17 protein-coding genes, 1 other RNA gene and 2 pseudogenes are annotated in these 18,566 nt (G+C 66.4%); 3 read left to right on the top strand and 17 right to left on the bottom strand.

The window, feature by feature from the left end; genetic code table 11:
• Positions 1 to 19 precede the first annotated feature (19 nt).
• A complete protein-coding gene (locus V5D55_RS14735; protein WP_435744329.1) occupies positions 20 to 589 on the top strand; it encodes a hypothetical protein in 570 nt (189 codons plus the stop codon).
• A gap of 71 nt (positions 590 to 660) precedes the next feature.
• Here V5D55_RS14735 and ssrA read toward each other — a convergent pair.
• Positions 661 to 1,030: a transfer-messenger RNA gene (ssrA, locus tag V5D55_RS14730) on the bottom strand.
• 142 nt (positions 1,031 to 1,172) lie between these two features.
• On the opposite strand from ssrA, the gene V5D55_RS14725 reads away from it, so the two are divergent.
• Positions 1,173 to 1,835 carry an SIMPL domain-containing protein gene (locus V5D55_RS14725; protein WP_435744327.1) on the top strand — a complete coding sequence of 221 codons (663 nt, stop codon included), beginning with the start codon at positions 1,173 to 1,175 and terminating at the stop codon, positions 1,833 to 1,835.
• A gap of 24 nt (positions 1,836 to 1,859) precedes the next feature.
• Here the strand turns inward: V5D55_RS14725 and hflX are convergent.
• A pseudogene (gene hflX, locus V5D55_RS14720) lies at positions 1,860 to 3,140 on the bottom strand (GTPase HflX); the annotation flags it as partial.
• A 292-nt stretch (positions 3,141 to 3,432) separates the two neighbouring features.
• Here hflX and V5D55_RS14715 point away from each other — a divergent pair.
• Positions 3,433 to 4,074 (top strand): class I SAM-dependent methyltransferase, encoded by a 642-nt coding sequence (locus V5D55_RS14715; RefSeq protein WP_435744325.1) that lies wholly within the window; start codon positions 3,433 to 3,435, stop codon positions 4,072 to 4,074.
• On the opposite strand, the gene dapF is transcribed toward V5D55_RS14715, so the two are convergent.
• From dapF to V5D55_RS14640, 15 genes and pseudogenes are all read right to left on the bottom strand, one after another.
• Positions 4,067 to 4,942, bottom strand: coding sequence for a diaminopimelate epimerase (dapF, locus tag V5D55_RS14710; RefSeq protein ID WP_435744322.1), 876 nt, complete (start codon positions 4,940 to 4,942; stop codon positions 4,067 to 4,069). The two genes, V5D55_RS14715 and dapF, sit on opposite strands and share 8 nt — an antisense overlap.
• A 9-nt stretch (positions 4,943 to 4,951) precedes the next feature.
• A complete protein-coding gene (locus V5D55_RS14705; protein WP_435744319.1) occupies positions 4,952 to 5,515 on the bottom strand; it encodes a dihydrofolate reductase family protein in 564 nt (187 codons plus the stop codon).
• Positions 5,516 to 5,543: 28 nt separating this feature from the next.
• Complete coding sequence (miaA, locus tag V5D55_RS14700) at positions 5,544 to 6,473, bottom strand: tRNA (adenosine(37)-N6)-dimethylallyltransferase MiaA (protein ID WP_435744317.1); 930 nt, start codon at positions 6,471 to 6,473, stop codon at positions 5,544 to 5,546.
• On the bottom strand, positions 6,470 to 8,017 hold the full coding sequence (gene miaB / locus V5D55_RS14695; protein WP_435744314.1) for a tRNA (N6-isopentenyl adenosine(37)-C2)-methylthiotransferase MiaB: 1,548 nt from the start codon (positions 8,015 to 8,017) through the stop codon (positions 6,470 to 6,472). The genes miaA and miaB overlap by 4 nt, the downstream gene beginning before the upstream one ends.
• Before the next feature lie 47 nt (positions 8,018 to 8,064).
• Positions 8,065 to 8,715, bottom strand: coding sequence for a regulatory protein RecX (locus V5D55_RS14690; RefSeq protein ID WP_435744311.1), 651 nt, complete (start codon positions 8,713 to 8,715; stop codon positions 8,065 to 8,067).
• Between the two features lie 254 nt (positions 8,716 to 8,969).
• Positions 8,970 to 10,019: a recombinase RecA gene (recA, locus tag V5D55_RS14685; RefSeq protein ID WP_435744308.1), complete on the bottom strand. Its 1,050-nt coding sequence runs from the start codon at positions 10,017 to 10,019 to the stop codon at positions 8,970 to 8,972.
• Positions 10,020 to 10,287: 268 nt separating this feature from the next.
• Positions 10,288 to 10,512 carry a DUF3046 domain-containing protein gene (locus V5D55_RS14680; RefSeq protein WP_435744305.1) on the bottom strand — a complete coding sequence of 75 codons (225 nt, stop codon included), beginning with the start codon at positions 10,510 to 10,512 and terminating at the stop codon, positions 10,288 to 10,290.
• 24 nt (positions 10,513 to 10,536) lie between these two features.
• Positions 10,537 to 10,845 (bottom strand): helix-turn-helix domain-containing protein, encoded by a 309-nt coding sequence (locus V5D55_RS14675; RefSeq protein ID WP_046014377.1) that lies wholly within the window; start codon positions 10,843 to 10,845, stop codon positions 10,537 to 10,539.
• 141 nt (positions 10,846 to 10,986) lie between these two features.
• Positions 10,987 to 11,475, bottom strand: a complete 489-nt coding sequence (locus V5D55_RS14670) for a CinA family protein (RefSeq protein WP_435744302.1) — start codon at positions 11,473 to 11,475, stop codon at positions 10,987 to 10,989.
• Positions 11,475 to 12,047, bottom strand: a complete 573-nt coding sequence (pgsA, locus tag V5D55_RS14665) for a CDP-diacylglycerol--glycerol-3-phosphate 3-phosphatidyltransferase (protein WP_435744300.1) — start codon at positions 12,045 to 12,047, stop codon at positions 11,475 to 11,477. Before pgsA ends, V5D55_RS14670 begins: the two co-directional genes overlap by 1 nt.
• The gene (locus V5D55_RS14660) at positions 12,047 to 14,755 is read right to left on the bottom strand and encodes a DNA translocase FtsK (protein ID WP_435744298.1); all 2,709 of its coding nucleotides are present in this window, start codon (positions 14,753 to 14,755) and stop codon (positions 12,047 to 12,049) included. Before V5D55_RS14660 ends, pgsA begins: the two co-directional genes overlap by 1 nt.
• Positions 14,756 to 14,828: 73 nt before the next feature.
• Positions 14,829 to 15,323 carry an N-acetyltransferase family protein gene (locus V5D55_RS14655; protein WP_435744296.1) on the bottom strand — a complete coding sequence of 165 codons (495 nt, stop codon included), beginning with the start codon at positions 15,321 to 15,323 and terminating at the stop codon, positions 14,829 to 14,831.
• A 77-nt stretch (positions 15,324 to 15,400) separates the two neighbouring features.
• A complete protein-coding gene (locus tag V5D55_RS14650; protein WP_435744294.1) occupies positions 15,401 to 17,077 on the bottom strand; it encodes a ribonuclease J in 1,677 nt (558 codons plus the stop codon).
• A 53-nt stretch (positions 17,078 to 17,130) separates the two neighbouring features.
• A complete protein-coding gene (gene dapA / locus V5D55_RS14645) occupies positions 17,131 to 18,108 on the bottom strand; it encodes a 4-hydroxy-tetrahydrodipicolinate synthase (RefSeq protein ID WP_435744291.1) in 978 nt (325 codons plus the stop codon).
• 49 nt (positions 18,109 to 18,157) lie between these two features.
• Positions 18,158 to 18,559, bottom strand: a pseudogene (locus V5D55_RS14640) (EF-Tu/IF-2/RF-3 family GTPase); the annotation flags it as partial.
• Positions 18,560 to 18,566 lie beyond the last annotated feature (7 nt).

Here is an 18,566-nt window from a genome sequence, read left to right as displayed (position 1 = left end):
CGAATCCTTGAGGCCCGCGATGACCGCTCGCACCCTTTCCGCCGTCGCCGGTGGGCTGCTGGTCGTCGCGCTCCTGACCTCGTGCGCGGCCCCCGGGGAGCCGGTGCAGACTCCCCCGGCCACATCGGCGGCCCCGAAGCCGGCAAGCAGCGCCGAGCCCGTGAGCACCCCGACGCCCACGACGCCCGATGCGGCGATCTCGTGCGAGTCCATGATCTCCGCCGGCACCGTCGAGGCTCTCACGGCCGCCGGTTGGACGGCCAAGCCGAAGGAATTCGTCGTCGGCGATGTCGAACTCACCGAGGGTCTGCTCTGCTTCTGGGCGGACTACTCCGTCGGATCCGATCACGGCCAGCTCTACGGATGGTCGAAGATCACGGAGGATGACGCGTCTCGAGCCCAGTCCGCGCTCCTCGCCGGCGGGTGGCGGCGTGAGGACGGCCCCGAGGGCACGTACTTCACCGAGGATCCGCAGTACTCGATGGGCACCGACGACGACGGATACGGCATGACCTATCTGTTCGGCGACGGATGGGTGAAGCTCGCCGACACCAAGCAGGGCCTCGTCCTCATCGAGTGGGCCGGGTGACGGAACGACAAAAAGCCCCCGATCCCGCTGTTTCCAGGGGATCGAGGGCTATTTTGCTTGCGACAGCGACCTGGTGGAGCTGGGGGGAATCGAACCCCCGTCCAACGCTGAAAATCCACGCCTTCTCCGGGCGCAGTCTGTAAAGACGTTCTACTCGGCTCCGACCTTTGTCACAGACACCTAAGTCGACGAGCCCAGACTGGGAAGAGTCCCGCGTGACGTCCAGACGCCGTCACACAGCAAGATTCCTAAATGACGCCAGGGTCCGTGTCGGAATCACACACGGTCTGACGGACTATCGGGCTCGCTTATGCAGCGAGGGCGAAGTCGTTGCGCTTGGTTTCGGCAACTATTTTTTTGCAGAGAGCGTTTACGAGATAACTCTGCATCCTCGGCCCGCTTCTCGTGGATGTACAGGCGCTGTCGAAACCGATCAGCCCCGTGGACCTTCTCTCGAAGGAGCCGCTGTCGCACTGTGTAGTTTTCACACTCGGACAGTGACTGCCCGAGCATCACAGACTACAACGTCAGCGACGCATCCGCCATTCCGCGTGTGCCCCGTCGGCTGGCGTAGAGTCGCCCCATGAGTGATGTCACGGTTACCGTCCGCGGCGAGCACGAGGCGCGCATCGCGCCGGAGCGCGCCACCGTCCGCGTCAGCGTGCGAGCCGAGGGCCCGGAGCGCACCTCCGTGGTCGAGCACGTGATGCGTCTCGCCGAACCTGTGCGCCGCAGCATCACGGAACGAGCGGATGCCGGAACCGTCGTCGACTGGACCAGCAAGCGGCTCTCCGTGCGCGCCGAGCGGCCATGGAACAACGACGGCAAGCGCCTCGCTCCGGTCTACTACGCAAGCATCGACTTCACCGCGACATTCGCCGAAGCCTCCGAGCTCTCCATCTGGGTGTCGGACGTCTCGCCCTGGGACGGCGTCGAGGTCGGCTGGGTGAACTGGCACCTCACGCCGGAGACGATCGCACGCGTCGAGGGAGAAGTCGCCGCGCAAGCCGTCGGAGTCGCCGTCGCACGCGCACAGGCCTACGCGGCCGCGCTGGGGCTGGGCGAGGTCACTCCACTGGAGATCGCAGACGTCGGTCTCATCTCCACGGGTCCGCCGGCGCCTGCCCTCGAGATGATGAAGTCCCGTGCTGGTGCGTTCTCCGCGGATGCTGCGCCGGCCATGGAGTATGAGCCCGACGAGATCGTCATCTCTGCGACCGTCGAGGCGCGCTTCCTCGCCCGCTGAACCGACGAGAGGAAGGGGGCGTCGTCAGTCGGCGAACGGAGCCAGCTCTGCGGCCAGACGCTCGGACACCCGCGCGTGGACAGCCGTCCCCGCCTCGCGATGCTCGACCGACAGCAGCATGCCCGTCTCGTGGATCGCCGCGACGAGGTCGCCGCGATCGTACGGGACGACCGCGTGCACCTCGACCGCAGGCTTCGGCAACGCCTCTTCGATGGCGGCCCGCAGCTCAGCGATCCCCTCGCCCGAGCGCGAAGAGACGAACTGCGCGTGCGGCTCCAGGCCACGCAGCACCAGACGCTCGCCATCGTCGATCAGGTCGGCCTTGTTGAAGACGACGATCTCCGGCATGTCGCGGACGCCGACGTCGCCGAGGACATCGCGAACGGTCTGCAGTTGACCGGCAGGGTCCGGGTGCGAGGCGTCGACCACATGCAGGACGACATCGGCCTGGCCGACTTCCTCGAGCGTCGAGCGGAACGCCTCGACGAGCTGGTGCGGCAGGTTGCGCACGAAGCCCACCGTGTCGGTGAAGGTGTAGACACGGCCGTCAGCCGTCTCAGAACGACGGACCGTCGCATCCAGAGTGGCGAAGAGAGCATTCTCGACGAGCACGCCGGCGCTGGTGAGCGCGTTGAGAAGGCTGGACTTGCCTGCGTTGGTATACCCGGCGATCGCCACCGAAGGGATCGTGTTGCGCTTGCGCTCGGCGCGCTTCGCCTCGCGAGCCGGACCGTAGTCGCGGATCTGGCGACGCAGCAGCGCCATCTTGGTGCGGATGCGACGACGATCGAGTTCGATCTTGGTCTCACCCGGACCGCGCGAGCCCATACCTGCACCGCCGGCGCCGACCTGGCCACCGGCCTGCCGGCTCATCGAGTCACCCCAACCACGAAGACGCGGGAGCAGGTACTCGAGCTGCGCGAGCTCGACCTGCGCTTTGCCCTCACGGCTCTTCGCGTGCTGGCTGAAGATGTCGAGGATCACGGTCGTGCGGTCGATGACCTTGACCTTGACGACGTCTTCCAACGCACGACGCTGGCTGGGCGCGAGTTCGGTATCGGCGATCACGGTATCGGCGCCGACCGCGGCGACGATGTCCTTCAACTCCTGCGCCTTGCCGCGACCGAGGTAGGTCGCCGCATCGGGATGCGGTCGTCGCTGCAGCACGCCGTCGAGCACGACAGCACCCGCCGTCTCGGCGAGGGCCGCGAGCTCCCGAAGGGAGTTCTCAGCGTCTTCCTGCGCGCCCTGGGGATACACGCCGACGAGGACGACGTTCTCCAGACGCAGCTGGCGGTACTCGACCTCGGTGACGTCTTCGAGTTCGGTCGAGAGTCCACCGACACGGCGGAGGGCGTGCCGATCCTCGAGGTCCCACTGATTGCCGTCCGTCGTCGAATTCGACGCGGTGGACGAATCTTGAAGGGCCTGAGCAGCGCCGAAAACTCGCACCTCGGAGCGCTTCTCTGCGTTCGCGAGTACGCGGTCGAGCGCCTCGTCATCGGTGGAGGGTGTCGTGGTCTCCGTCATCCGTTCCTTGTCTCTGGTTTCGTTGCGAGCCTTAACCTTAGCCCGGGCTGTCCGGTACGCTCACCGTATGGGGTCCGACCACTACTTCACTGCGGCCCCGGCAAGCCCCGAGAATCTGCGCTCGATCCGTGTGTCGCTCGCAGGCCGAGAGCTGGATGTCACCACCGCTGGTGGCGTCTTCAGCCCGGATCGGCTGGATGCCGGCACCGCAGTGCTTCTCGCCAACATGCCTCCGGTGCCTCCGGGAGGCAACCTTCTCGACCTCGGTAGCGGTTGGGGGCCCATCAGTCTCTCGATGGCCCTCGCCGCCCCGCACGCGACGGTGTGGGCCGTCGACGTGAACGAGCGAGCCCTCGACCTCGTGCGCCGCAACGCCGCCAGTCTTGGCCTCACCAATGTCAACGCCTCACTGCCCGACGATGTTCCCGACGACGTCACCTTCCGCACGATCCGCTCGAACCCGCCGATCCGCGTGGGGAAGAACGAGCTGCACGGCCTGTTGGAGCGCTGGATCCCGCGGCTCGATGATCGCAGCGATGCGTGGCTCGTCGTGCAGCGGAACCTCGGTGCCGATTCGCTGCAGCGGTGGATCGGCGCGACCTTCCACCCGGGATACAGCGTCTTCCGCACCGCGACCGGCAAGGGGTATCGCATCCTCAAGGTCCGCAAGCACGGCACCCCTCAGACGGAGCCGATCGTCATCAGCTGACGAGGTCGACCTCACCCTGGAACACCAGCTGCGCAGGTCCGGCCAGCGCGACGTGCTCGCCGTCTTCGGCGGGGAACATGCGCACGCTCAACGTGCCGCCGGGAACTTCCACCTGCCAGTTGTTCGGCGCCTGCTCACCGGCCCAGAACCTCACGGCCAGAGCGGTCGCCGCGACCCCGGTACCGCAGCTCAGGGTCTCGCCCACGCCGCGCTCGAACACCCGCATCCGCACGTGTCCGATGCCGTTGCGCACCAGAGGTTCTTCCGGGACGACGAACTCGACGTTCGCCCCCGCAGGCAGCAGCGGGTCGAGATCGGGCGCCCGGTGGAGCTCGATCGCGGCGAGCTCCGCCTCTGACGCGAGTGCGACGACGACGTGCGGGTTGCCGACATCGATTCCGAGCCCGGGGCGCGTGACCGTCAGCCCGTCTACGCGCACGAGAGGATCGTCACCGGACAGCTTCCATCGCCCGAGGTCGACCTGGTACCCGGTGGCGCTCCTCGTCACGTCGCGGACCCCGGCGCGCGTGCCGATCGGCAGGGTGGACCCTGGTTCGATCGTCGCGAGCCCGGACCGCACGAGGAAGTGCGCGAAGACACGGATGCCGTTGCCGCACATCTCGGCGATCGATCCGTCGGCATTGCGGTAGTCCATGAACCATTCCGCGTCTGGTTCCTCGGCGAGGGAGGCTGCTCCGTCTGCGATCGCGGAAGAACGGACCACCCGCAGGATGCCATCGGCGCCGATCCCGAAGTTGCGGTCGCAGAGCACAGCCACCTGCTCCACCGACAGATCGAGCTCGCCGTCGGGGTCGGAGATGATGATGAAGTCGTTGCCCGTGCCGTGCCCCTTGGTGAATGCGACCATGTGCCCAGTCTAGGGATTGCGCGGAAGTGCTTCGCCCGCCGCCTCCGCGTCGCGCAGCACGCGGTACCTGCCGCAGAGGAAGTTGCGATTGCGGGCGACCTCCAGGAGTTCGAGATCGAGCGCGCGCGGCAGCAGTGGAGCCCCCGAGCCGAGGGTCACCGGCGCGTACTGCACCCACACCTCGTCGAGCAGACCCGCGTCGGCGAACTGGCCGGCGAGGTCTCCTCCCCCGACGATCCAGAGATCCTTGCCGCCGGCCGCTCTGCTCATCTCTTCGTGCACGCTGTGCACGTCGTCGCGAGTGAGGCGGACGTCGGCGCCCTCTGCGATATCGAGCTCACGGTGCGTGAACACCCAGGTCGGCTGAATGTAATCCCATCGACCCTCTTCGTGGCGCATCACCCATTCGTAGGTCGTGGCACCCATCGCGAGCGCGCCGATGGTCTTCTCGAAACCCTGGTAGGCCATGGGGCCGTCGTGGTCGATGTCCTGTTTGAGCAACCAGTCGAGAGAGTCGTCTGCGGTGGCGATGAATCCGTCGAGACTGGACGCGGTGAAGAAGTGGGTCGTCATGCGCCCAGGATGCCAGCAGCCACCGACATCATTCGGTCGCGGACTCGCTCTCGAGAATCGCCGCCGCGTCGCCCGGCGCATCGTGCCACTCGATCTCCCCGTAGCGCTTGAACCAGGACACCTGCCGTCGCGCGTACCGGCGGGTCAGGGCCTGCGTCTCCGCGATCGCTTCGCTCTCGGTGAGTCGTCCGTCGAGCTGCCCGAGTGCTTGCGCGTAGCCGATCGCCCGCCCTGCGGTCGCCCCACGCTCGAGTCCGCGCGCCCGGAGAGCCGCGACCTCATCGACGAGGCCGTCAGCCCACATCCGCCGGACTCGCGCGTCGAGACGCTCGACGAGCGCCGGACGATCGACGTGCAACCCGATCACCCGAGCCGCCGAGTGCCACAGCACCGGCCGTTCGGGAAGCGCGGCACCATGCGTGGCGCTCCCCTGCTCGAGAACCTCGAGGGCCCGCACGATACGGCGGCTGTTGCGCGGATCGACGCGATCTGCTGTGGCGGGATCGGCTTCGCGGAGCCGCGCCAGCAGTGCTGACGAGCCGTCGGCTTCGAGTTCGCGTTCGAGCCGTTCGCGGATTGCCGGGTCGCGAGGAGGGAAATGGAACTCGTAGATCACGCTCGAGACGTAGAGGCCTGAACCTCCGACCAGGATCGCGTCGCCGCCGCGCTGGTGAATCGCCGTGATGGCAGCGCGAGCCTGCGGCTGGTACCAGGCGACGGCAGCGTCCTGATCCGCGTCCCGCACGTCGAGGAGGTGATGCGGGATGTCGCGTCGTTCCGCCACGGGGAGTTTCGCTGTACCGATGTCCATGCCGCGGTAGAGCTGCATGGCGTCGGCATTCACGATCTCCGCAGGGTTCCCCTGTCTGCGCAACGTCTCTGCGAGGTTCAGCGCGAGATCGCTCTTGCCGGTACCGGTCGCGCCGACGACGGCCCAGAGTCGGGTGCGTCGGGTCACACGCCGACGCGGAGGGTCGGGAGGCCGAGGGAGACCGCTCGCGGCCCGCCATCCACAGTGGGCGAAGGCACCGCACACGACTCCGCCTGCCCGCGGTCCCAGGCGTCTCCGCCGCGCGTGCGGCGGATTCGCAGCGGCTCCCCTGTCGGGTCGTCGGCCAGCAGATGGAACGGGGCGCCGTGCGTGATCGTGACGGTCACCACGTCGCCCGGACGCGGCAGCTCGGAACCAGCGGTGAGCTCGAAGTGGACGAGGCGATTGTCTTCACCACGACCGGTGAGACGATGCGTCTCCGCATCCTTCTTGCCTTCGCCGGTCGACACGAGCACTTCCACCTCGCGACCGACCTGCTTCTGGTTCTCTTCCAGGGAGATGCGCTCCTGGAGCGCGAGCAGGCGGTTGTACCGTTCCTGCACGACGTCTTTGGGAACCTGATCTTCCATCGTCGCGGCCGGGGTGCCCTCGCGGATCGAGTACTGGAACGTGAAGGCGCTGGAGAAGCGTGCCTGCTCGACCACGCGCATCGTGTCCGCGAAGTCCTCTTCGGTCTCTCCGGGGAAGCCGACGATGATGTCCGTGGTGATCGCGGCGTGCGGGATTCGTTCCCGCACACGATCGAGGATGCCGAGGAACTTCTCGCTGCGGTAAGAACGCCGCATCGCCTTGAGGATGCGATCGCTGCCCGACTGGAGCGGCATGTGCAATTGCGGCATCACGTTGGGGGTCTCGGCCATGGCGTCGATGACGTCGTCGGTGAAGGCCGCGGGGTGCGGGCTCGTGAACCGGATGCGCTCCAGGCCCTCGATCTCTCCCGCGGCACGCAGCAGCTTGCCGAAGGCCTGTCGGTCGCCGAATTCGACGCCGTAGGAGTTGACGTTCTGCCCGAGCAGTGTGACTTCGATCGCACCGTCTTCGACCAGCAGTCGGATCTCATTCAAGATGTCGCCGGGTCGGCGGTCTTTCTCCTTGCCGCGCAGGCTCGGGACGATGCAGAACGTGCAGGTGTTGTTGCAGCCGACCGAGATCGACACCCATCCGCTGTGCGCCGAGTCGCGCTTGGTCGGCAGCGTCGACGGGAAGACCTCGAGCGATTCGAGGATCTCGAGTTCGGCGTCGCCGTTGTGGCGCGCGCGCTCGAGCAGCCCGGGAAGCGATCCCATGTTGTGCGTACCGAAGACGACGTCGACCCATGGCGCCTTGTCGAGGACCGCCTGCTTGTCCATCTGCGCGAGACATCCGCCCACGGCGATCTGCATGCCGTCCTTGCGCCGCTTCACCGACGCGAGGTGCCCCAGGGTGCCATAGAGCTTTCCCGCGGCGTTGTCGCGGACCGCGCACGTGTTGATGATCACCACGTCTGCCTCGGAGCCCTCGACGGCTCGGACATAGCCGGCGCTCTCCAGCGATCCGGACAGACGCTCCGAGTCGTGCACGTTCATCTGGCACCCGAAGGTGCGCACTTCATAGGAGCGCTGCCGGCCGTCGACGTCGATGGCCGCCGACGAGGCAGTGATGATCGTCGGTTCGCTACGAGGGATAGTCATGATGATCCCATTGTACGAGCGGATGACCGGTGCAGGAGCGGCGCCGTTCAGTCGGAATCCACGAAGCGGACCCCCGAGGAAGGTCCCCCTGATGAGACCTCTCGCAGCGCGGACTTCGCCGCATTCATCGCCACGGCACCGTTGTATCCGCGACGCGACAGTTGCCCCACGAGACGGCGCAGCGCCGTGTCGTTGTCGAGCCTGGCCATGGATCGTGCCTTCGACCGCGCGAAGTCGAGCGCGCGCTCCGAGTCGTCGTCGGGCAGCTCATCGAGCGCGGCGTCGATCACCTCGCGGGGTATCCCCCGCAGCGACAGCGCGCGAGAGAGAGCGACGCGCCCCTGCCCCTTCCGCTCGACGCCCGACGTGACCAGAAGCTCGGCGAGCACCGCGTCGTCGAGATAGCTGCGTCGGCAGAAGTCATCGATCACGTCGTCGATCTGGCCGGAATCGAGCTGGTGCCCTCGAAGCACTAGACGAGCCTCGGAAATCGAGAGCGATTTGGTTCTGAGCTTGCGCAGCAGAGCCTCCTCGGCTGAGGCGCGGATCTCATCCGGAGAGCGTGCGTCATCAGCTTCGTCTTCCTCGACACCGCGCAGTGCACGAAGCCGCGGCGGCACGCTCTTGACGGATGACGTGTTCGACGAAGACATCTTCTGTGAGGACAGATCTGCCCCGCCCTGCGCGGATGCAGTCATCCGCGCCGCCGCGCCTCGGGCAGGATGACGGTCGCTCGGCGTGCCCGCTTCATCAACCGACCGATCCGGCGCGTCCCATGTCGACCGCCACAGCTTTGTATCGCCCGCCTGTTGGGGCGTGACCACGTCGGAAGCATCTTCTGCACGCGTGGCGGGCGTCATCTGAATCAGAGAGTCGGCCGCTGCCGCCTTCTTACCGAAGAGAGGAATGATGGGGGCGACCCGCTCGGAATCGCCCCCACGTGTGTCATTCATCAGGCCGGGCGGCGCTCGGCCAGCTCGTCAGTCGCCTCGGCGGCGGCAGTCTGCCCGCCGATGCCGAGCTTCTGCTTGATCTGGGTCTCGATGGCGAGTGCGATATCGGGATTGTTGAGCAGGAACGTGCGCGCGTTCTCCTTGCCCTGTCCGAGCTGATCGCCGTCGTAGGTGTACCAGGAGCCGGACTTCTTCACGATGTTGTGCTCGACACCGAAGTCGATCAGGCTACCTTCACGCGAGATGCCGATGCCGTAGAGGATGTCGAACTCGGCCTGCTTGAACGGCGGGGCCATCTTGTTCTTCACGACCTTGACCCTGGTGCGGTTTCCGACCGCATCGGTGCCATCCTTGAGCGTCTCGATCCGACGGATGTCGAGTCGCACCGAGGCGTAGAACTTCAAAGCCTTACCGCCGGCAGTTGTCTCGGGAGAACCGAAGAAGACGCCGATCTTCTCGCGCAGCTGGTTGATGAAGATCATCGTCGTGTTGGTCTGGTTCAGCCCACCGGTGAGCTTTCGCAGCGCCTGCGACATGAGGCGGGCCTGCAGACCCACGTGCGAGTCACCCATCTCACCCTCGATCTCGGCACGAGGCACGAGAGCTGCGACCGAGTCGATGACGATGAGGTCGATCGCTCCGGAGCGCACGAGCATGTCGGCGATCTCGAGAGCCTGCTCACCCGTGTCGGGCTGAGACACCAGCAGAGCGTCGATGTCGACGCCGAGCTTGGCCGCATAGTCGGGGTCGAGCGCGTGCTCGGCATCGATGAACGCGGCAATGCCTCCCGCGCGCTGAGCGTTGGCGATCGCGTGCAGGGTGAGAGTCGTCTTACCGGAGGACTCCGGGCCGTAGATCTCTACGATGCGGCCACGCGGAAGACCTCCGACGCCGAGCGCGACGTCGAGGGCGATGGAGCCGGTCGGGATGACCGCGACGGGGGCGCGATCGTCGCTGCCCAGCCGCATGACGGACCCCTTGCCGAACTGGCGGTCGATCTGGGCGAGTGCTGTCTCGAGGGACTTCTCGCGGTCGGCGGGTGATGGCATGTTCTGCTCCTTCTGCTCGCGTGGTGCCGCCTGTAGGCTGCCGCGGCGCTTCCGACTGGGAGCAACTCTCCGACAAGGCGTATGGCTCTTTGGCCTGTTCTTCACCGTAGAAGGACCCACCGACATTGCGTCGGGCAATCCACCGATTGTGCGGAACGAACCTCAGTGACCACTTGTGCAGAACACTACGCTCGTTTCGAACACATCTTCGACGACACGCCGCTATCAGCCGGTCGAGTTCCCGCAGTCTTAGAACACGAGCGAGGACTCAGCGTCGCCGAGGCTCTTGGCGACCGGCGCCGTGCCGGCGGTTCTCCGGCACATCCATCTCGACGCACAGAGCGAGCCAGATGTCGCGGGGCGGCGCACCGTCAGCGAGGGCCTCGACGGCGGTCCTGTTGCCCAATGCCGAGAGCACGAGATCGTTGATCAACGATGCCGCGCGCGCCTGGAACTCGGTCTCGACGGCGCGAAGGAATTCACTGCGACGCATGCTGTCTCTCGAAGAAGTCGGAGATCAGCGCAGCGAGAGCTCGGGCTCGATCGATGCGACCAGGTCGTCCGGGACGACATCGGGGAACACCTGGATACCCTCGAGAACCGAGATCCGATCGCCGACTTCGCGCATGATCGTCGAGATGGGAACGTCGAGAGCGTCGGCGACCGAAGCGAGAATTTCGCTCGATGCCTCCTTCTGACCCCGTTCGACTTCGCTGAGGTAGCCCAGCGCGACCGACGCCTTACTCGCGACCTGCCGGAGCGTGCGCCCCTTCTGCAGGCGGAAGTCCCTCAGCACATCGCCGATTTCCTGTCGTACAAGAATCATCGGAACCTCCTCCCCGTTCGATACCTCGAGGTTTCCCTCAGTGAGAAAGCCAGTCTAACCCTCCTGGCGTGGACAGAATCTACCCCTGCACTCTGTGGTTTGAATGTGAGCACATTGGTCATAACCGACGCCCCGTGGCGACTATTCCCCGAGCGTCGAGAAGAGCGCGTCGAGCACCGCGACGACCGACTGTTCTCGAATCGCGGCGCGATCGCCGTCCAGATGGAGCTCCCGCGTCCACGATCCGTCCGGCGTGACGATTCCGAGGTGCACCGTCCCGACGGGCTGGCCGTCAGGAGAGTCAGGCCCGGCGATACCCGTCGTGGATATCCCGACATCCGCCGCCCTTCCTCCGACACTCACAGCTGCCCGCACCCCTAGCGCCATCTGCAGCGCGACGCCGGCATGCACGGGGCCGTGCTGCGACAGGATGTCGTCGTCGACGCCGAGCAGGCTGTGCTTCACGGGAGTCGCGTAAGCCACGACCCCTCCGAGCAGCACAGCAGAGGCGCCCGGTACCGAGACGAGTTCTGCGCAGACCGCGCCGCCGGTGAGCGACTCGGCGACCCCCAACGTCCAGCCCCTGCGCTTCAACGCGGTCAGCAGGTCGGCCGCCCGCGTGGCGTTCATCACTTCTTCCGGGAACCGCGCAGCTGCGCGACGATGTAGTCGATGCCGCTCGCGACAGTGAGCACGAGGACGATGATCATCAGGACGGCCGTGATGATGGTCCACGGGCCGAGGCCGATGAAGACGTGCAGGGGAAGCAGCGCCCAACCGAGGGCTACGCCCTGCACGGCAGTCTTGATCTTGCCCATCCAGGCGGCCGCGACGACGTGCTCGCTGGCGACCATGAGGCGATGGATCGTGATGCCCCACTCGCGGACCAGGATGATGGCGACGATCCACCACTCGACTTCACCGAGGATCGCCAGGCCGATGAAGCCGGCGCCGGTGAGGAGCTTGTCGGCGATGGGATCCCACAGTTTGCCGAAGTCGCTGACGATGTCGTATTTGCGGGCCAGGTACCCGTCGACCCAATCCGTCGAGATGGCGAAGATGAACAGGATGCCGGCGGCCCAGCGGAGCCCCTGTTCCGGGAGCCCATAGGTGCCCCCGAGCAGGAGCAGCACGAAGAAGACGACCGCGAGGGGAATCCGCGCGATGGTGATGGCGTTGGGCAGCTGCCGCGGAATCGCCATCAGTCGCGACCCGTCAGGCCCCAGGCGTCTTCATCGCCTTCGGCCTCCACAACGGGAAGATTGCTGAACTGGGCCTCGACCGGATCCTGGTGGCTCGGCGCGGATGCGCTCTGCATCGCCGGGGGCGCCGGCTGTGCGGCAGGCGTGTCGTCGCCGCGGAGCTTTGCCATCACCTGGGGAAGCTGCTCCGCCGTGGCGAGCACATCGCGCGCCTTCGAGCCCTCAGACGGGCCGACGATCTCACGGGATTCCAGCAGGTCCATCAGTCGGCCGGCCTTCGCGAAGCCCACGCGCAGCTTGCGCTGCAGCATCGACGTCGAGCCGAACTGCGACGACACGATGAGCTCGGCGGCGGCGAGCAGCAGCTCGAGGTCGTCGCCGATGTCCTCGTCGACTTCCTTCTTCTTGGTCGGTTCGAGGGCTTCCTGCACGTCGGGACGGTAGTCGGGTCGCGCCTGGCGTGTGACGTGCTTGACGACCGCGTCGATCTCCTTCTCGTCGACCCAGGCGCCCTGCAGACGGAACGGCTTCGAGGATCCCATCGGGGAGAACAGGGCGTCACCCTGACCGATCAGCTTGTCGGCGCCGGGGCTGTCGAGGATGACCCGGCTGTCCGTGACGCTGGTCACCGCGAAGGCGAGACGAGAGGGAACGTTCGCCTTGATGAGTCCGGTCACGACGTCGACGCTCGGTCGCTGCGTGGCGAGGACGAGGTGGATGCCGGATGCTCGTGCGAGCTGGGTGATGCGGACGATCGAGTCCTCCACATCACGCGGAGCGACCATCATCAGGTCAGCGAGCTCGTCGACGACCACAAGAAGATACGGGTACGGCTTGAGCACGCGTTCGCTGCCCACCGGCAACTCGACCTCACCCGCTCGGACTGCACGGTTGAAGTCGTCGATGTGGCGGTAACCGAACGACGCGAGGTCGTCGTACCGCATGTCCATCTCCTTCACGACCCACTGCAGCGCCTCAGCCGCCTTCTTCGGGTTCGTGATGATGGGAGTGATCAGGTGCGGGACACCGGCGTAGCTGGTGAGCTCCACACGCTTCGGGTCGATCAAGACCATGCGCACGTCGGCGGGCCGCGCCCGCATGAGCAGGCTCGTGATCATGGAGTTCACGAAGCTCGACTTACCGGAACCCGTCGAACCCGCCACGAGCAGGTGGGGCATCTTCGCGAGGTTGGCGATCACGATGTTGCCGCCGACGTCCTTGCCGACGCCGATCGTCATCGGATGCGTGCTCTTCTGCGCCGCCGTGGAGCGAAGCACATCGCCGAGCGCGACCATCTCCTTGTCGGCGTTGGGGATCTCGATGCCGATCGCGCTCTTTCCGGGGATCGGCGAGAGGATGCGGACGTCGTTGGAGGCGACGGCATAGGCGAAGTTGTTGCTGAGCTGGAGGATCTTCTCGACCTTGACGCCGTGGCCGACCTCGACCTCGTACTGCGTCACCGTCGGACCCCGCGAGAATCCGGTCACCTTCGCGTCGACCTTGAACTGCGACAGGACGCTCGTGATCTGCTCGATCACCTTGTCGGTCGCCTCGGATCGCACGACAGGAGCCGGCCCCTCGACCAGGAGTCCCGGTGAGGGAAGGATGTAGGGCGCGACGGGAGCCTGCGGTCCACGCTCTCCCGGTCCCTCGGTACCGAATCCGTCGAGGCCCGGAAGCTCCGGCATCTCCCCGGTGTCGGACTCATCGTCGAGGAGGGCTGTGGCCTGCTGCTCCGCGAGCGAATCGGTGACCGAACGCACATCGGAGAGCACCTCGGTGGCTGCGTCGTACGGGTTCTCGACGACCACGGCCTGATCGTAGGCGGGCGTCGGATCCGACGTGGTGAGCAGGGCCGTGATGTCGTCCGACCCGAGGGTGCCTTCGTCGGGATCTTCTTCCCGTCCGGTCTTGTTCCGCCGCCACCACGGCAGGACATCGGGATCGTCGCTCTTGTCGGCGTCATCGATCGCCGCCGCATCCTTGGCCGGCTTCTCGGCGCGCTCGGCGTCGAACATCCAGGCATACAGGTCGCCGAGGCGCGCGCCGATCCGGTTCGGCGGGGTCTTCGTGAGGATCAGGACGCTGAGAGCCGCGAACAGCGCCAGCACGAGGTAAGCGGGGATGTCGGTCAGATACGTGAGGGGCTGCCCCAGCATCCAGCCGAAGAGTCCGCCGGACTCGCTGAGGGCGAGCATGCCCTCTTTCGGCTGCGGGCGGTCGCCGGCCACATGGCAGATGCCCGCGAGCGTGAGGATGAACAGGCCGAAACCGATCCCGATACGACCGTTGTCGTGCACCGAGGACGGGTGACGGAACAGCCAGCCTGCGAGCAGCAGCAGCAGCACCGGCATGACGAACGCGACGCGCCCGATCAACCCGCCGACAGAGTAGGCGCTGATGTTCGCGGCCACCTCGTTGCCGATGAAGAACCATTCGTTGACCGCGCCCGCGACAGCGAGCAGCACCAGGAGGAACGGAAAGCCGTCTCGCCGGTCGTCCTTCTCCAAGGTCTCCGGGCCGAATGCGCGGAACAGCCCTCCGACGCCGTGGGCCAGACCAGTCCACGCCCGCACCGCGACGGGCGGCTTGTCCTGCTCGTCGATGTACTTCTTGGGAGCGGGCTGGGCCTTGGGAGCCGTCTGCCGCTTGGGGCGCGACGGCGCGCTCTTCGACGCGCTCGCAGTCTTCGTGGAACTCCTGGCCATGCTCTCACGTTACGCGGAGACGCCGACATTTCCGCGTAATGACGCGGCTTTCCGGCGATCCGAGTCGATCCGGTCAGTTGGTGCGGCGCACCATGGTGTCACGGAGCAGACTCTGTCCCGAGACGCTGAATCCCTCGGACCGGTAGAGGTTGCGCGCGAAGTTGTCCCGTTCGACGCTCAGGCTGATCCGGGCGTGCCCCTGCGCTCCCGCCAACTGCACGACTCCGCGCAGGAGGGCGCGGCCCACGCCACGGGCGCGCCAGTGCGGGTTGACGCCGATGATGAGTTCCGGAACGGCCACCCCGACGAATCCGAGACCCGGCTCGTTCTGCGGAAGCATCCGGTACCAGGCAGCTCCGACCGGTACGCCGTCCTCGCCGACGGCGATCAGGCCGTCGTCGGCACCACGCTTCCAGCCCACGAGATACCGACGATGATCAGGCGACGTCAGCACCTCATGTCGCGGCCGCACTCCCCCGGCGCGCCAATTGGCGGCCTCGACGAGCATGTCGCCGAGGAAGACGCCGTCGGGCTGCGCAGCCGGACGGAGGGAGAAGCCCGTGGACATGACGCGAGCCTAGACGGCGGCTGTTACGGCCGGATGACGGGCAGCCGTGAGTGCGGCCGTCCGTTTCCGTGCCGGACTCACGCCTCGATGACGAGCGGCACGATCATCGGCCGGCGACGAAGGCGCTGGTTCACCCAGCGGCCGATCGTCCGGCGGATCACCTGCGAGAGCGCATGGGTGTCGCGGACGCCATTGCCCGAGGCCTCCTTGAGAGCCGCAACGATCTTCGGCGTCACGTCATCGAACACCGAGTCGTCCTCCGCGACTCCGCGGGCGTGGATCTCGGGTCCGGAGATGATGCTGCCCGTGGCGGCATCCACCACGACGATGACCGAGATGAAGCCTTCTTCCGCAAGGATCCGACGATCCTTGAGGTCGGCGTCGGTGATCTCGCCGACCGTGGAGCCGTCGACGTAGACGAAGCCGAGATCCAACTGGCCGACGACCTTCGCGACGCCGTCCTTGAGATCGATCACCGTGCCGTTCGAGGCGATGATCGTGTTCGACTCCGGGATCCCGGTGTCCTGCGCGAGCTTCGCGTTCGCGATGAGGTGGCGGTACTCACCGTGGACCGGGAGCACGTTCTTCGGCTTCAGGATGTTGTAGCAGTAGATGAGTTCGCCGGCGGCCGCGTGACCGGAGACATGCACCTTCGCGTTCGCCTTGTGCACGACGTTCGCACCGAGCTTGGTGAGTCCGTCGATCACGCGATAGACGGCATTCTCGTTGCCGGGGATGAGGCTGGAGGCGAGGATGACGGTGTCCCCCTCGCTCACCTCGATCGCGTGATCCAGGTTGGCCATACGGCTCAGGACAGCCATCGGCTCACCCTGCGATCCGGTCGACATGTACACGATCTGGTCGTCGGGAAGATCCCGGGCCTTCTTGTAGTCGATCAGCACGCCGGACGGCACCTTCAGATAGCCCAGCTGCTCGGCGATCGTCATGTTGCGGACCATGCTGCGCCCCAGGAACGCCACCCGGCGGCCGTTCGCGTATGCCGCATCGATGACCTGCTGCACGCGATGCACGTGGCTCGAGAAGCTCGCCACGATGACACGACGCGGCGCCTTGGCGATGACCTGGTCGAGGACCGGTCCGATCGACCGCTCGGTGGGCGTGAACCCCGGGACGTCGGCGTTCGTGGAGTCGACCAGGAACAGGTCCACCCCCTCCTCGCCGAGACGGGCGAAGGCGCGGAGGTCGGTGATGCGGCCGTCGAGCGGCAACTGGTCCATCTTGAAGTCGCCGGTCGCGAGCACCATGCCGGCGGGGGTCCGGATCGCGACGGCGAGAGCATCCGGGATCGAGTGGTTCACCGCGACGAACTCGAGGTCGAACGGGCCGACCCGCTCCTCCTGGCCCTCGGTGACCGTGAGGGTGAACGCCTTGATGCGATGCTCCTTGAGCTTCGCCTCGACGAGCGCGAGCGTGAGCCCGGAGCCGATCAGCGGGATGTCGCTCTTCAGGCGCAGCAGGTACGGAACCGCGCCAATGTGGTCTTCGTGCCCGTGTGTGAGGACCACGCCGACGATGTCGTCGAGGCGATCGCGGATCGGCTCGAAGTCGGGCAGGATCAGGTCGACGCCCGGCTGGTGCTCCTCCGGGAAGAGCACGCCGCAGTCGACGATCAGGATCTTGCCGTCGTACTCGAACATCGTCATGTTCCGGCCGATCTCGCCGAGACCGCCGATCGGGATGACCCGCAGCGTTCCTTCGTCGAGGGTTGACGGTTCTGACAGGGGAATGGACATGCTGTCTCCTCAGTCGGACACTGTGCGCGTCCGTTCGTTCATGGCGACGCGCCTCAGCGCGTCGTGCCGTGCACCTTGGGCAGTGCACCACCCGCGGCCGCATTGCGGTCGGGTCGGAAGTTCGAGAAATCGGCGCCGGGCACGTCTTTGACCAGATCGAGTTCGTCCTCGATGAGCGCGGCTTCCCACTCCTCGGGGCCGACCAGGGGCAGACGCACGCGCGGGCTCGAGATGCGCCCGAGGCCGTGCAGGATGTACTTCGCCGCGACTGTGCCCGGCACGTGCGTCATGACGGCGCGCACGAGGGGCTCGAGACGCTTGTGCTCCGCGGTCGCCGTGGCCAGATCTCCATTGTTCACCGCATCGATGATCGTGCGATAGGGACCGGGCGCCACGTTCGCCGTGACGCCGATCAGACCGGCAGCGCCGATCGCGAGGTGCGGCAGCACATTGGCGTCGTCGCCCGAGAAGTACATCAGGTCGGTCTGGTTGAGCACCCGGCTGACCTCGGAGAAGTCGCCCTTGGCGTCTTTCACGGCGAGGATGTTGGGGTGCTTCGCGAGGCGGACGATCGTCTCGTACTTGATCGGCACCCCCGTGCGGCCCGGGATGTCGTAGAGGATCACCGGCAGGTCGGTGGCGTCGGCCACCATGCGGAAGTGCGTCAGGATGCCGGCCTGGGTCGGCTTGTTGTAGTACGGCGTGACGATCATGATGCCGTCGGCGCCGGCCTTCTCGCTGGCCTTGTAGAGCTCGATCGCGTGCGCGGTCTCGTTGGATCCGCCGCCCGTGATGATCTTGGCGCGGCCTGCGGACACCGACTTCCCGACCTCGACGAGCTTGAGCTTCTCGGGGTCTGTCAGGGTCGAGGTCTCGCCGGTCGTTCCCGTCACGACGATGCCGTCCGCGCCTGCGGTGATCACGTCATCGATGTGCTTCTCGACGGCGGGCCAGTCGACTTCGCCGTCGGCCGTCATCGGAGTGACGAGCGCGACGAGAACCTGTCCGAAAGGGTTGCCCGAGTGCGTCATGCCACCAGCGTATCGGTTCGGATGATGCTCACGCAGACGTGGTCACCCGGATGACGTCTCCTCGGCTCACGTCGATCCTGTCGCGCAGGAGCACGCCGACCATGGCGCCGGCGGATGCTTCGTTCGCGCGCTTGCGGAACATCTCGATCCCGGTGATCGCCGTGCGCGAGATCTGGGCTCCGTCGCGGAGCACCGCGACGTCGTCATCGACCCGGATCGTCCCAATGGTCACCGTGCCGATCGCGACCTGGCCGCGTCCCGTGATCGTGAAGACGTCCTCGACCGCGAGTTCGGCCGATGCTCCACCGGCGCTGACGAATGTCGGTGCTGCGGTGGAGATCGTCGACCCGCTGGTGAGACCGGAGATCCGCGCTGCTTCCGCCTCGTTGTACCGGCGCAGCAGCTCGTTCGCATCCTGTGGATCATTCTTCTTCCTGCTGAACCACCCCATCCGCGTC

The organism is Microbacterium sp. PMB16, assembly GCF_051294855.1.
GTDB lineage: Bacteria > Actinomycetota > Actinomycetes > Actinomycetales > Microbacteriaceae > Microbacterium.
This window is presented reverse-complemented; position numbering and strand designations above follow the sequence as displayed.